Origin of the sequence: Mucilaginibacter lappiensis, from assembly GCF_050433765.1 — a bacterium.
Taxonomy (GTDB): Bacteria; Bacteroidota; Bacteroidia; order Sphingobacteriales; family Sphingobacteriaceae; genus Mucilaginibacter; species Mucilaginibacter lappiensis_A.
On sequence record NZ_JBNPWP010000007.1, the window covers coordinates 103,709 to 117,020 of the forward strand.

The following is a 13,312-nucleotide window of genomic DNA, read 5'->3' on the forward strand; positions in this document are numbered from 1 at the left end:
TTATAGTTCCTGAATAAAGCACAAATATGCCTTAATTTGCTCAAATATTTGATTAATAATGACATTGGTAAGGGCAAAAAAACATTTAGGGCAACACTTTCTTACTGATAAAAATATAGCCGCTAAAATTGTGGACAGTCTGAAACCGGCCGACAGGTATCATCATGTGCTGGAGGTTGGGCCGGGCATGGGTATACTATCTGATTTTTTATTACAGAAAAAGGAATACGAGGTTTCGCTGATTGATATTGACGAAGAATCGTACCAGTACCTTCAAAAAAAATATCCGCAGCTGGGCAACCGCCTGATCAACGCCGATTTTTTGGAGATGGATTTTAAAGACGTGTTTAACGGCCCTTTCGCTATTATTGGAAACTTCCCCTACAATATATCATCACAAATACTTTTTAAAGTGCTTGATAACCGGCAGCAGGTGGTTGAGGTGGTAGGTATGTTTCAGAAAGAGGTAGCCGAACGCTGCTCGTCCAAACCGGGCAGTAAGGAATATGGCATATTGAGTGTTTTTTTACAGGCTTACTATAAAGTAGAATATTTATTTACGGTAAAAGCCGGGGTTTTTAATCCACCTCCCAAGGTGCTTTCGGCAGTGATCAGGCTTACCCGTAACCAGGCCGAAACATTGAACTGTGACGAAAAACTGTTTTGGCAAATTGTAAAAGCCGGTTTTAACCAAAGGCGTAAAACCCTGCGCAACGCTATATCATCCCTCATTAACAAAGAAAAAATGACGGAGAACGCCACCCTTGACCTCCGCGCAGAACGCCTGAGCGTTGATGATTTTGTGAGGCTGACCAATGAAGTGACGGCGAACAGGTAGTTGACACCCGTTAGGACACAGGTAAATATAACCAACACGTCATTGCGAGGAACGAAGCAATCGCGAACTATGCATGTCCGCTCTGTATACGTGAGATTGCCACGCTATCGCTCGCAATGACATACTTGAGTTTTCGTGAATGAATTGCGATTAACTTATCTGTATCACCACAGGCTCTTCATGCAGTTCCTTCATCGAATCGGCCATGCGTTTAATGAACAGGTAATTGGCGGTGCCTCCAATTACGGCGCCAACTACGGGTACCAATCTTTCGGCGGTACGTGTGCCTAATAGCATGAGCAGTTTTTCGGCAATGCCTTCCATCATGGTTTTGGATACAGCCACGCCAACCTCTACTTTAAGCGAGGTGGCTACCAGCAGCATGAACTCTTCGTAGCCTATATAATAACTGCCCTTGTTATAGTACATAATAGCCATGGTAACCCTAAACTGCTGGGTTATCAGGTTTACAAAATCAAACGGGATACCCGCAACCAGGGTAACCATACCGCCACTGCCCGATATAACGCCTGAGCCGGCCGCCATGTAAGCGCACTGGTTAATAAATTTATCGAGCCCCATGGTATCAACCCCTTTTTTGATCTTGAGCTGGTCTATATGGTCAAATACCTGCTCAAAGCCGTTGTTGGCCAATTTTTCGGCCCTCAATTTTATATCTGAACCAATTTTTTTAAATTTTATGAGTTTCATTGCCTGCTATTATTTGGTCAAAGGGAACAGAGCCCTGCAAACTATACAGTGCTATTCCCGTGCCAATTTATAAAGGCTGACGCTATCGGGCAAATATATTTAAAGCGTAAAAATTATTCAATATGATGTAACACAGCTGCTAATAACCAGCGGTTTTGTAAATTCGCCCTTTAATAAAAAGTTAAATTGAAAAATAATATTCTTATTGTTGATGATATCCACCCCATATTTATGGAAATGGCAGCTGCCAAAGGTTATCATTGCGATTATAAGCCTCTTATAAAAGCCGATGAGGCTATGCAAATAATAGGCGGGTATGCTGGTCTTGTTATCCGCTCAAAATTTAAGGTTGATAAGCAGGTATTGGATGCTGCTACAAACTTGCGCTTTGTAGCAAGGGCAGGTGCCGGTATGGATAATATTAATGAAGCCTATGCCGCCGAAAAGGGGATCAGCCTGATCAACGCGCCTGAAGGTAACTCCGATGCCGTTGGCGAACATGCCGTGGGATTACTATTATCCTTAATGAACAATTTAAATAAAGGTGATGCTGAAATACGAAACGGCAGTTGGCTGCGAGAGGCCAACCGTGGATATGAGCTTAAAGGTAAAACGGTAGGCATAATTGGTTATGGCCATATGGGGCATAGCTTTGCCCGCAAACTATCAGGTTTTCAGGTTGATGTTATTGCTTATGATAAATATAAAACCGGCTTTAGCGACAGGTATGCCCGTGAAGTAAGCATGGAAGATATTGTAAAGCACAGTGATGTACTGAGCCTGCACATCCCCCTAACACCCGAAACAAACGGTCTGGTTGATGATGAATACCTGTTCCACTTTAAAAAACCTATATTTTTGATCAACACCGCCCGTGGTAAGGCCGTTAAAACCAGCGCGGTATTGAATGCCATAAAACAAGGCAAAATTTTAGGCGCCGGATTGGATGTACTGGAGGTGGAAAAATTCCCCGCCCTGGGCGAGCAGGCCTGGTTTGATGAACTGCGCCAAAGCGGCAAGGTGATATTAAGCCCCCATGTGGCCGGCTGGACATTTGACTCGTACCGTAAACTAAGCGAGGTAATGGCGGAGAAGTTGATTTCCGTGATTTAGTAGTGAGTAGTGAGTTGTTTTGAAAAATGATACTCAATTTAGTCAAAATCCTGATAATCCTTTAATCTGGTTAATCACGGTTCAGACAAAATCTACGGAATCACACCAATCATTTAAATCAACGGTCAGCAATCATGATAATCCTTTAATCTGGTTAATCACGGTTCAGACAAAAGACGAATCCCGGTTCAGACAAAAAATCAGCGAAATCATAATAATCATTTAAATCAACGATCAAAAAATTTGGATATTAAAATTTAAATCACTTATCTTCGTTCAATACAAAAGCAAGACTATGTAGGCGTGGCCCATATAGTCTTGTTTGTTTTTATAGTCATTGCGTCCTTCTTAAAACAAGGGGGGCGGTTTTTTTTGGATGACTAAATGGAAATAAACTTTAAATAATTAAGTGTTATGGCAGAGGTATCATACTTTACCAAAGATGGTTTAGAAAAATTAAAGGAAGAATTACAAAGGTTAAAAACAACCGGACGCTCAGATATATCAAAAGCGATAGCTGAAGCCCGGGATAAAGGTGATTTATCAGAGAATGCAGAATATGATGCGGCAAAAGAAGCACAGGGTTTGCACGAAGCTAAAATAGCCCAGATGCAGGAAACCCTTGCCAATGCCCGTTTGCTTGATGAATCAAAGCTGGATGTATCAAAGGTGCTGGCCCTATCTATTGTTAAAATAAAAAACCTTAAAAACGGCGCCACCATGAGCTACCAACTGGTATCAGAAAGTGAAGCCGATATGAAAGCTGGTAAAATATCAGTAGCATCGCCTATTGCGAAAGGTTTGCTGGGTAAAAAGGTTGGTGAAACAACAGAGATCACCGTACCTGCCGGTAAAATTGAATTTGAAATACTGGAGATAAGCAGGTAGTTATTAGTGAATGGTTTTGAGTAATGAGTTTGTCTGAACCTTGATTTACACGATTAAAGGATTTTTCAGATTTATTATTCAAAACCTAAACTCAATTTAAACCGATAACTCACAACTCGTCACTCAAAACACAGAACAAATGACCATTTTTTCAAAAATAATAGCAGGCGAAATACCTGCGTATGTGGTAGCTGAAAGTAATGAGTTTTTGGCTTTTTTAGATATTAGTCCGCTGGCCGAAGGGCATGTGCTGGTGATACCTAAAAAGGAGGTTGATTATATATTTGACCTCGACGATGAAACGTATACCGGTCTGCAGATATTTGCTAAGATCGTGGCTACAGCCATAAAGAAAGCCATTCTGTGCAAAAAGGTTGGTGTTGCCGTAATAGGTCTTGAAGTGCCCCATGCCCACATCCACCTGATCCCCATGAACCAGGTAAATGACCTGAACTTTGCCCGCCCCAAACTGAGCTTTACCCCAGAGGAACTTAGCGCTACAAGAGATAAGATCAAGGCTGCATTGAAGGATTGATGTGCGGATGATTATTTCTGAAGTTACAGCCGGTGCTTACATACTTAAATTTAATAGTAAGCCTGCTTTTGAGGAAGGATCGGCAGATAATTTAAACCTTTATAGTGCTGTTTATGGGGAAAGTTCGGAATATAAGTCTGATTCTATGTATGAAGTCTCCGTCTTTTTAGCGGATGATCTTTTAAAAAGGATACTAATAAGAGCAAACGGTGGAGGAACAATTATTCATAAAACATCATTTGTGGTTGAAGCAGACCGCATGGTTATTTGTTGTTCTGATACGGTGTTTTGTTTGTCTTTGCCCAATTTGTCGTTGCTTTGGAACACAAAAGCAGATGGAGCATCCTGCTTTGAAATTTTTAAATATCAATCAGATTATATAGTACATAGCGAGCTGGAAATAACTCGTTTAAGTAAAAATGGCGATATAATTTGGCAGCAAAGTGGGGCTGATATATTTGTGACCCCGGGTAATTGCGAAAGCGATTTTATAGTTACTGCTGATTATATTTTAGCTACTGATTGGGAAAACCGAAAGTACAAACTCGACTTTGATGGAAATATAATCCAATAAGGTATCTTTAGCAAATCTGCTCAGCACGATTCTTCGACCGGCTGACAGGATTTTTTCATCTGCACACCCGCACATCTATCTAAACAATCCGTTTAGCATTATCTTTTACAAAAGTATCCCAGCCTGAGTATGATTTTTTACTGCCGGAGCCGGATTTGCTGCCCGTAGTTATGCGTTGAAAAGAGTGGCAAACGGCTACGGCCAGGCCGTCGGTGGCATCTAAAAAGTCGGGGGTTTCTTTAAAACTCAGCAAATTTTGCAGCATGGCGGCAACCTGCTCTTTAGTGGCATTACCATTACCGGTTATGGATTGCTTTATTTTGCGGGGCGCGTATTCGGTAATTTCCACCTTGCGCGATAGTGCCGCGGCCATGGCCACACCCTGCGCCCTGCCCAGCTTAAGCATAACCTGTATGTTTTTGCCATAAAAGGGAGCCTCAATGGCCAGGCAATCGGGGTGGTAATTATCAATAAGGGCAACGGTTTTTTCAAATATGCGCTGTAGTTTCAGCATATGGTCGTCCAGCTTCTCCATCTTCACTACGCCCAGGGCTATGAGCTCTATTTTTGGTCCGGTTTCTTTAACCAGGCCATAACCCATCACGGCCGTACCGGGGTCGATGCCTAAAATTATACGTTCTTTGGTATTTGCTTGCTGCACGCTTCAAAGGTAATTATATAGTAGCTAAAAGCCGAAGGCGTAAAGCTTAAAGCTTGCATGAATTTTTACCGGCATGGATTCAGGAGCTTAAACCGGTTTTTAAAACAGTCATGTATTGTTCCCTGCTAATCATCCGTGCGCCCATTGATTCCAAATGCTCTGTATGCACCTGGCAATCTATCAGCTCAAATTGCCCGCTTTGGCACAAGTGTATCAGTGAGGTTTTGGAAGCATTGCTTGCGCGACTAAACATACTTTCACCACAAAAAACATGACCAACCTGTACGCCATAAATACCGCCGACCAGCTCACCGTTCTGCCATACTTCAACTGAGTGCGCATGTCCTTCGGCATGTAGCTTGTTGTAAGCCGCTTTCATGTCATCGGTGATCCAAGTACCGTCCTGGCCTTCGCGCGGGGCGGTGGAGCAGGCAGAGATCACGTCGTTAAAACAGGTATCGGTAGTGATAGTGAATTTACCAGAGCGCAGCACCTGCCGCATTGATTTTGATATTTTTAGCTCCTGCGGATACAACACAAAACGCTCATGCGGCGAATACCACAGGATAGGCGAATCGTCACTATACCATGGGAAAATGCCGTTTTGATAGGCCAGCAATAAGCGCTCTGTTGACAGGTCGCCGCCTACAGCCAAAAGCCCGTCTGGTTCGGCCAGAGCGGGCTCTGGAAATAGTAAACGTTCATCAAGCCTGAATATCATCAGGGGCAAATTTACGCTTTGCGGCGTATCACCAGTTTTTTATTTTGCGCTTTGGCAATGGCAGGGGCTTTTACAAGTGATGCCTGCTTCTTTACTCTGTTTTGTTTTTTACAAAAGCTTGTGATCATTTATACCTTGCCACGTAAATAAGGATATTAATTTATATATTGCTTTATATGTAACTTTGGCACCGAAATTAAAGCCGGCGTGTAATTATATGCCATTTATTAAACTGGCGCTTTGATTGATAAAGAATAGTTAATGAAACAAAAATTTTATGATACTGCTGTGAAGCAGGAAAAAGCTGTTTTGGTTGGTGTAATGACACCGCACGAAACCGAAGAGCAGGAGAAGGAATATTTAGAGGAGCTGGAGTTTTTGGTGGCTACTGCCGGTGGCGAAACCGTTAAAAGCTTTACCCAAAAACTGCAACGGCCAGACAGGGCTACTTTTGTGGGCTCGGGTAAGCTGGAAGATATTAAGGCTTTTGTAATTGAAGAAGAGATTGACATGGTGGTTTTTGACGACGAACTGTCGCCATCACAACTGCGTAATATTGAGCGGGAGCTACAAGTAAAGATACTTGACCGCAATAACCTGATACTGGATATTTTTGCCAACCGGGCGCAAACCGCGCAGGCTAAAACCCAGGTTGAACTGGCTCAGCTGCAATACTTATTACCCCGCCTTACCCGTTTGTGGACCCACTTAGAGCGCCAGAAGGGTGGTATTGGTATGCGTGGCCCGGGTGAATCGCAAATTGAGACAGACAGGCGTTTGATCCTGAATAAAATAGCGCTGCTTAAAGAAAGGTTAAAGCTGATTGATAAACAGAATGAAACACAGCGCAAAAACAGGACCCAGATGGTGCGTGCCGCCTTGGTAGGTTATACCAACGTTGGTAAATCAACCATCATGAACATGATATCAAAATCTGATGTTTTTGCCGAAAATAAACTTTTTGCCACCCTGGATACCACGGTACGTAAGGTAGTGATTGAGAATGTGCCTTTCCTGTTGTCAGACACGGTTGGGTTTATCCGCAAACTGCCCCATCATTTGGTGGAGTGTTTTAAATCGACCCTGGACGAGGTACGTGAGGCTGATATACTGGTACACGTGGTTGATATTTCGCACCCTAATTTTGAAGATCAGATACGTACCGTTAATGAAACCCTGAAAGATATTGGCGCCATTGATAAAAAGATGATCACCGTATTTAATAAGATAGATGCTTTTAAACCCGAACAGCACCAGCTTGAGCAGCAAGCCGAACCGCTTACTTTAGAAGATTTTAAACATAGCTGGATGGCTAAGAACAATAGTCCGGCTATATTTATATCGGCCACAAAAAGAGAAAATGTTGACGAATTCAGGGATCTGCTGTATGAGGAAGTAAAGGCCATCCATACAGAAAGGTATCCGTATGACCAGTTATTGTATTGAGGCGGGTCATTTGTTTTTATATAAAAATCGAAGTCATGCCGAACTTGTTTCGGCACCCCACATTCATGCAGTACTCCATGATGCTCACTTGTCCTGAGGGATCCTGAAACAAGTTCAGGATGACCCGGGGAATTATTTTTTCAGGGTTTTGATGTCTGCAATTACGTTATCTAAAAGCATATTAAATTGTTGTGGTTTTTCAATCATCGGGAAATGCCCGGTGGCATGAATGTACAATAATTTGTATGGGATTTTATTTGCTGCTAAATGGGTAGTATCAGTAGGTTCCACATCGCTGTTGATGAGGTATAATTTAGTTTTTGCTGCCTTTAATTTTGTCACCTCGTTAAAATCATCATTAGGTTCCATACAGGCTGCAGCAATAACGGTATCAACATGGGTCACATCATTAAGCACTCTTTTTTTAACAGCCGCGGTAGTTGTAGAATAAAAAAGAGCTTGATTAAAATAATCAAAAGCTATTTTTTTGAAGTGATGTTTTAATGAATCTATCGCGGCTGCATATTCTTTTTTTGCCTGCTCGGTTTGTACCTCATCTTTCCCAACATTTTTAAAAATATCAACTACTACCAGGCCAATCACCTGTTTAGGATTATCAACAGCAGCTTGCAATACCACATCGCCCGACATGGAGTGGCCAACCAGGATCACTTTTTTCAGCTTTAATTGCTTGATCACCGAATCAATATCCCTGCTAAATGCCAGGGTGTTCCACTGATTGCGATTTTTACCCGATTGACCAAAGCCGGGCAGGTCAATAGCCACAACCCGGTATCTTTTACCAAAATAAGCAGCCTGGTTGGCCCAGTATGATTTGTTAATGCACCAGCCATGTACAAACAAGAGGGTAGTATCATTTCTGCCGGTGTCGGTATAAGCTATATTGACACCATCATTATGCACCGCGATTTTGGCACCGGTATTTGTTGCTGAACTTTGAGATGTGTTGTTGCAGGAAACTATGACTCCTGATAAAACTATACCCGTTAACAGATACAATAATATTTTCATGATAAGTGCTGATTAACTGCCGCAACATACCATAGTTTTTGCTAATAAGCTGATCGTCAATGCGTATTTAACTTTATTTAACAAATTGTTATTCTGCTAAGCCCGGCATGCTGAGCGAAGCGAAAAATCTGTTTTCGATAGATATACCGGCGAGTAGATCCTTCACTCCGTTCAGGATGACAGGGCAAACTTTGATCACACTGTAATATTTGCAAGCAACTCTTCCAGGCGTTCGTGCGAATCATTAACTCCTCTTTCCATGCCAGACTGCAGCATGCCATCGCGGTCTGCAACCGATTGAAAAACAGATTGTATAGTTACTCTTGTCCGGTCGCTTGGCAAAGGCTCAAATCGTGCGGTTTCTAATACTACGTGTCCTTTTTCCGGCAAACCTTCAAACTCAAATGTTTGGATAATTCGCTCCGGGGCTGTACACTCATGGCAAACGCCATGAAAGCCATAATCGTTTCCAGCAGGGTCGGTATGAATATAGCGGTATGAGCCGCCCGGTGTGGCGTCAAATTTTTCAATCCGCATTTTAAGCTCGTGTGGCCCCAGCCATTGTATTACCAGTTCAGGGTCGGTAAAAGCCTTAAAAACAAGTTCGCGCGGGGCTTCAAATTCGCGGGTGATAAAAATCTCCTGCCTGCCCGGTTGGGCGGCGATGGTAGTTTTATTTTTTAATGACATGGCTATATTGTTTAATGTTTCATTTTACTCATATCCATATGTAATACATTCCAGCGATGACCATCAGGATCTGTAAAGCCGCAGCTATACATCCAGCCCTGATGCTCACCCGGTTGCCCGAAAACTATTCCACCAGCAGCTGCCGCTTTCCTGGCCAGTTCGTCCACTTCCTCCCGGCTTTCCGCATCAACAGACATTAAAACCTCTGTACCCTGTTTAGTATCAGTAAGCTCGTTGCCGGAGCAGGTTTTAAAAAAGTCTTCCTCAAAAAGCATGACCACAATACCACCAACAGATAGTGCAGCCGAAGTATCGGTGTTGCCCGGGCCTTCCTTAAATGAAAACCCCAGATTGGTAAAAAAATCCTTTGACCGATTAATATTCTTCACCGGTAAATTAAGCCAAAATTGTTTTGTCATTGTTTTATGTATTAATTGTTGCGCTATTCTTATTCAGTGTTTTATCGCTTTTTGTTATTTGTTTTTATTTTTTAATTGTTCTAACAGATCATCCATTTTGTCAAATCTTTCTTCCCAGCCTTTTCTGTATTGTTCAAGCCATTGGGCCACTTCATTCAGTGGTTGTAATTTGGCCTCACAGTACCGTTCCCGGCCATTTTTTTTGATGTTGATAAGGCCACATTCAATCAAAATTTTAATATGCTGGGATATAGCCGGCCGGCTTACATCAAAATTTTCGGCAATGGCATTCAGGTTTAAAGGCTGGTGAGCGATCAGGTTAATGATCTGCCTGCGTGTTGGGTCGGCTATGGCCTGGAATGCGTCTCTTCTGGTGCTGGTCATGATGTGTAAGTGTTTGCTTACTCAAATATATATGTAAGCATTCGCTTACGCAAATTTAATTGGAAAATTTTTTTGAGAATGGAAGATTAAGAAAGAAAGCTTGTCATTCTGAGTTATCAAAACCAGCGATATCTAAAGGGTGAATGATGTAGAAAGCGGAGGGTTGTGCGATTCCCCTCTTGAGAGGGGGTGGAGTGGTGTGTCCTTTTTTATCACACGTATAAACACACTCCTGCCCCGCTCGATTCCTACGCACCCCCTCTCAAGGGGGAAACTAAAAACAAAACGTCATGGGTAAGGTAGTAAAGATCCTTCGTTCCTCAGAACAATCGGAGAATTTGGAATTAATGTGCTTTAGTGGGCAAGGGAAGTTAAAAACAGCTCTTCTTTTATAGCCGGAATGGTTTGATTGGCCAACGCGGTATCAAAAAGCAGCTTAATGGCTTTGCGGCCTTCATCGCCCAAATCAACAGAGTATTTGTTTACATACAATTCAATATGTTTATACATCACTTCTTCGCTCATTTCCTGAGCGTGTGAGCGGATGAACCCCAGGCCGGATTTAGGGTTGGCAAAAGCAAACTCAACAGATTTGCGTAACACCCGGTTTAATTTATGCTGAACATCAACAGGCAGGCTGCGATTGACCACAATACCGCCCAGTGGAATAGCGCAGCCGGTTTGTTTTTCCCAGTAATCGCCCAGGTCAAGGATCTTTTTAAGGCCTTTGTCCTGGTAGGTGAAACGGTTTTCGTGAATGATCAGACCAATATCAACGCGACCCTCCAGAACAGCATCTTCAATATCCGAAAAAACAAGCTCCACCTTATTGGTAGCATTAGGGAAAGCGTTGCCCAATAAAAAATTAGCGGTTGTATATTTACCGGGGATACCAATTAGCGGTTGCGGGTTGCCGGTTTCGAGTTGCGTAAGCAGTTTTTCGGGATTGTCTTTACAGATCAGCATCGGACCCACACCAAACCCCAGGGCGCTGCCCGCGTCAAGCAGTACATATTTATGGGCCACGTAGGCAAAGGCATGGTAACTTAGTTTGGTAACATCCAGCTCGCCGCGAAACGCTTTTTGATTAAGGGTTTCCACATCATCATAAAAAACCTCAAACTCCAGGCCTTCGGTATCAATTTTATGATGTATCAGCGCGTCGAAAATAAAAGTATCATTAGGGCAGGGCGAAAAGCCAAGTGTTAGTTTCATAAGTGTATGTGTTGCGGGGTTCGTGTTGCGGGGAGCGTGGTTTGTTTGTCATGTTATACTCCCGGTCAACACGAACCCCGATCCCCACAACACGAACCTCAATTAATTATTAATGATCCGGCTAACCAGTTCAATGGCAAAGTTATTCAGATTTTTGATGGCCAGCTGTATATCCCAGTTGTCGCGGTTACGTTTTTCTACATAATTTGACACTGCCCTGATCTGGATGCATGGCACATTAAACTGTCGGCAGGCATAAAAAAAGGCGGCGCCTTCCATGGTTTCTATTTGCGGGTTCAAGCGTCCCTGTACTTTTTTAATGGATTCCTCATTGCCGTGCACGGTATTTACGGTAATGGCTTTTGCTTTTGACAGGTAAAGGCTATTGCAAATATTCTCAAGCGTAGTTGTGGGTTTAAAGGTGTTTTCGCCAAAGCCAAGCGTAGTAATAGGTATAAATTCCTGGTCATCTTCGGCCCCCGTTTCAGCAAAAGTATCTTCGGTTATTTCAACTACGTAGCCCGGGGTAATTTCCCTGTCGAAACTACCGGCTATGCCCAGGTTAATCACCAGGTGGTATTTATGCATGTTAAACTGCCGCCCCAGGGCAAAGGCGGTAGGTACCATACCTGCACCGGTTATCAATATATCAAGCTGGTTGCCAAAACTATTGGCTAAAGGTTCAACTTCAAAAGCGGTGGCCGCAACTATTAATATATGCATATTGCTTTTTTTTGATACTTAGCCTCACTTAAATAGCGAAGCCTTCATGAGCACTAATAAATATAAATAGCGAATAATCCTCTCCAAAGGAAAGGATTTTAACTTCGCAATTTTGAACCCTCTCCAAAGGAGAGGGCAGGGTGAGGCCAAGTATTGCTTTTTTTTGACTGCTAAGATAAAACAACTCACCTATTTTTGTTTTGTATATTTGCACCCACGATTATTATGATGATACATATAACGCGCAAAGAACATTTTAATGCCGCTCACCGGATGTACCGTGAGGAATGGAGCGCTGAAAAAAACAATGAGGTATTTGGCAAATGCGCCAACCCTAACTGGCATGGGCATAACTACAACCTGTTTGTAACCGTTAAAGGCGAAGTTACGCACGCGACAGGCTATTTGATTGATCTGAAAGAGCTTAAGATCATCATTAACGATTACGTTATTGAAAAGCTTGACCATAAGAACATCAATAAGGATGTTGATTTTATGGAAGGCAAAATGGCATCGACAGAACTGTTGTGTATTGAGATATTTAACCAGCTTAAAGCGCCCATTGAAGCGTATGAGGGTGTTTTTTTACACTCGGTTAAACTGTATGAAACTGAAAACAATTCCGCGGAATACTTCGGCGGATAATTTTATAAAATGAACAACGACCACATTCCAGCCCGCGACGACGATGACGATGATATGTATGGTTACACCAAGGTTGACAGGTACAATCCCGAACTGATCGATAACCTGTCAAACCACTATCATGGCGTTTTAAAACAAATTGGTGAAAACCCCAACCGCGAGGGCTTATTAAAAACCCCCGAACGTATGGCCAAGGCCATGCTATATCTTACCCACGGCTATGATCTTGATGCCAAAGAGATCATGAACTCGGCTATGTTTAAAGAGGAGTACAGCCAGATGGTGATAGTTAAGGATATTGAAGTGTACTCTATGTGCGAGCACCACATGCTGCCGTTTTTTGGTAAAGCGCATATTGCCTATATCCCCAACGGCTATGTAGTTGGTCTAAGCAAAATACCGCGTATAGTTGATGTTTTCGCCCGTCGCCTGCAGGTACAGGAACGCCTCACCAATGAGATCCGTGATTGTATACAGGATACACTAAACCCCATTGGAGTAGGTGTGGTTATTGAGTGCCGCCATTTGTGCATGAGCATGCGCGGTGTACAAAAGCAAAATTCAGTAACTACCACGTCGGCATTTACCGGCGAGTTTTTAAAGGAAAAAACCCGTACGGAATTTTTAAATTTGATATCGGCAAAATTAGGCTAAGCCTCCAGGCCCCCTGAAGGGGGAGCGTTAGGGATAATAAACTAAATTATAAACAATTAACAA

At 42.7% G+C, this 13,312-nt stretch carries 17 protein-coding genes; 8 read left to right on the forward strand and 9 right to left on the reverse strand.

Annotated features, from left to right (window positions below):
• The first annotated feature begins 58 nt into the window (after positions 1–58).
• On the forward strand, positions 59–838 hold the full coding sequence (gene rsmA, locus M2273_RS20670) for a 16S rRNA (adenine(1518)-N(6)/adenine(1519)-N(6))-dimethyltransferase RsmA (protein WP_429399668.1): 780 nt from the start codon (positions 59–61) through the stop codon (positions 836–838).
• Positions 839–988: 150 nt separating this feature from the next.
• Here rsmA and M2273_RS20675 read toward each other — a convergent pair whose 3' ends face one another.
• Positions 989–1,549: a hypothetical protein gene (locus tag M2273_RS20675; protein WP_429399669.1), complete on the reverse strand. Its 561-nt coding sequence runs from the start codon at positions 1,547–1,549 to the stop codon at positions 989–991.
• A 186-nt stretch (positions 1,550–1,735) separates the two neighbouring features.
• On the opposite strand from M2273_RS20675, the gene M2273_RS20680 reads away from it, so the two are divergent.
• The 4 genes from M2273_RS20680 to M2273_RS20695 all read left to right on the forward strand — a co-directional run bounded on the left by M2273_RS20680 (position 1,736) and on the right by M2273_RS20695 (position 4,659).
• Positions 1,736–2,662: an NAD(P)-dependent oxidoreductase gene (locus tag M2273_RS20680; RefSeq protein WP_429399670.1), complete on the forward strand. Its 927-nt coding sequence runs from the start codon at positions 1,736–1,738 to the stop codon at positions 2,660–2,662.
• 414 nt (positions 2,663–3,076) lie between these two features.
• Entirely contained in the window at positions 3,077–3,550 is a 474-nt protein-coding gene (gene greA, locus M2273_RS20685) for a transcription elongation factor GreA (RefSeq protein WP_429399671.1), read from the forward strand.
• 139 nt (positions 3,551–3,689) lie between these two features.
• Positions 3,690–4,085 carry an HIT family protein gene (locus tag M2273_RS20690; protein WP_429399672.1) on the forward strand — a complete coding sequence of 132 codons (396 nt, stop codon included), beginning with the start codon at positions 3,690–3,692 and terminating at the stop codon, positions 4,083–4,085.
• Positions 4,086–4,092: 7 nt separating this feature from the next.
• Positions 4,093–4,659: a hypothetical protein gene (locus M2273_RS20695; protein ID WP_429399673.1), complete on the forward strand. Its 567-nt coding sequence runs from the start codon at positions 4,093–4,095 to the stop codon at positions 4,657–4,659.
• A gap of 79 nt (positions 4,660–4,738) precedes the next feature.
• Here the strand turns inward: M2273_RS20695 and ruvC are convergent, their stop codons facing one another.
• Positions 4,739–5,320 (reverse strand): crossover junction endodeoxyribonuclease RuvC, encoded by a 582-nt coding sequence (gene ruvC, locus M2273_RS20700; RefSeq protein WP_429399674.1) that lies wholly within the window; start codon positions 5,318–5,320, stop codon positions 4,739–4,741.
• Positions 5,321–5,399: 79 nt separating this feature from the next.
• On the reverse strand, positions 5,400–6,041 hold the full coding sequence (gene aat / locus M2273_RS20705; protein ID WP_429399675.1) for a leucyl/phenylalanyl-tRNA--protein transferase: 642 nt from the start codon (positions 6,039–6,041) through the stop codon (positions 5,400–5,402).
• Between the two features lie 261 nt (positions 6,042–6,302).
• Between aat and hflX the strand changes: the two genes are divergently transcribed.
• Positions 6,303–7,487 (forward strand): GTPase HflX, encoded by a 1,185-nt coding sequence (gene hflX, locus M2273_RS20710; RefSeq protein WP_429399676.1) that lies wholly within the window; start codon positions 6,303–6,305, stop codon positions 7,485–7,487.
• A gap of 132 nt (positions 7,488–7,619) precedes the next feature.
• Here hflX and M2273_RS20715 read toward each other — a convergent pair whose 3' ends face one another.
• From M2273_RS20715 to mqnB, 6 genes are all read right to left on the reverse strand, one after another.
• Entirely contained in the window at positions 7,620–8,519 is a 900-nt protein-coding gene (locus tag M2273_RS20715) for an alpha/beta fold hydrolase (protein WP_429399677.1), read from the reverse strand.
• 195 nt (positions 8,520–8,714) lie between these two features.
• Positions 8,715–9,209, reverse strand: a complete 495-nt coding sequence (locus M2273_RS20720; RefSeq protein ID WP_429399678.1) for an SRPBCC family protein — start codon at positions 9,207–9,209, stop codon at positions 8,715–8,717.
• 11 nt (positions 9,210–9,220) lie between these two features.
• On the reverse strand, positions 9,221–9,628 hold the full coding sequence (locus tag M2273_RS20725; protein WP_429399679.1) for a VOC family protein: 408 nt from the start codon (positions 9,626–9,628) through the stop codon (positions 9,221–9,223).
• Between the two features lie 54 nt (positions 9,629–9,682).
• Complete coding sequence (locus M2273_RS20730) at positions 9,683–10,012, reverse strand: ArsR/SmtB family transcription factor (protein WP_429399680.1); 330 nt, start codon at positions 10,010–10,012, stop codon at positions 9,683–9,685.
• A 354-nt stretch (positions 10,013–10,366) separates the two neighbouring features.
• Positions 10,367–11,227 carry a menaquinone biosynthesis family protein gene (locus M2273_RS20735; RefSeq protein ID WP_429399681.1) on the reverse strand — a complete coding sequence of 287 codons (861 nt, stop codon included), beginning with the start codon at positions 11,225–11,227 and terminating at the stop codon, positions 10,367–10,369.
• Between the two features lie 102 nt (positions 11,228–11,329).
• Complete coding sequence (gene mqnB / locus M2273_RS20740) at positions 11,330–11,950, reverse strand: futalosine hydrolase (protein WP_429399682.1); 621 nt, start codon at positions 11,948–11,950, stop codon at positions 11,330–11,332.
• Between the two features lie 228 nt (positions 11,951–12,178).
• Between mqnB and M2273_RS20745 the strand changes: the two genes are divergently transcribed.
• Both M2273_RS20745 and folE read left to right on the forward strand, forming a co-directional pair.
• Positions 12,179–12,595: a 6-pyruvoyl trahydropterin synthase family protein gene (locus M2273_RS20745; RefSeq protein ID WP_429399876.1), complete on the forward strand. Its 417-nt coding sequence runs from the start codon at positions 12,179–12,181 to the stop codon at positions 12,593–12,595.
• A 9-nt stretch (positions 12,596–12,604) separates the two neighbouring features.
• The gene (gene folE / locus M2273_RS20750; RefSeq protein WP_429399683.1) at positions 12,605–13,249 is read left to right on the forward strand and encodes a GTP cyclohydrolase I FolE; all 645 of its coding nucleotides are present in this window, start codon (positions 12,605–12,607) and stop codon (positions 13,247–13,249) included.
• Positions 13,250–13,312: the final 63 nt, after the last annotated feature.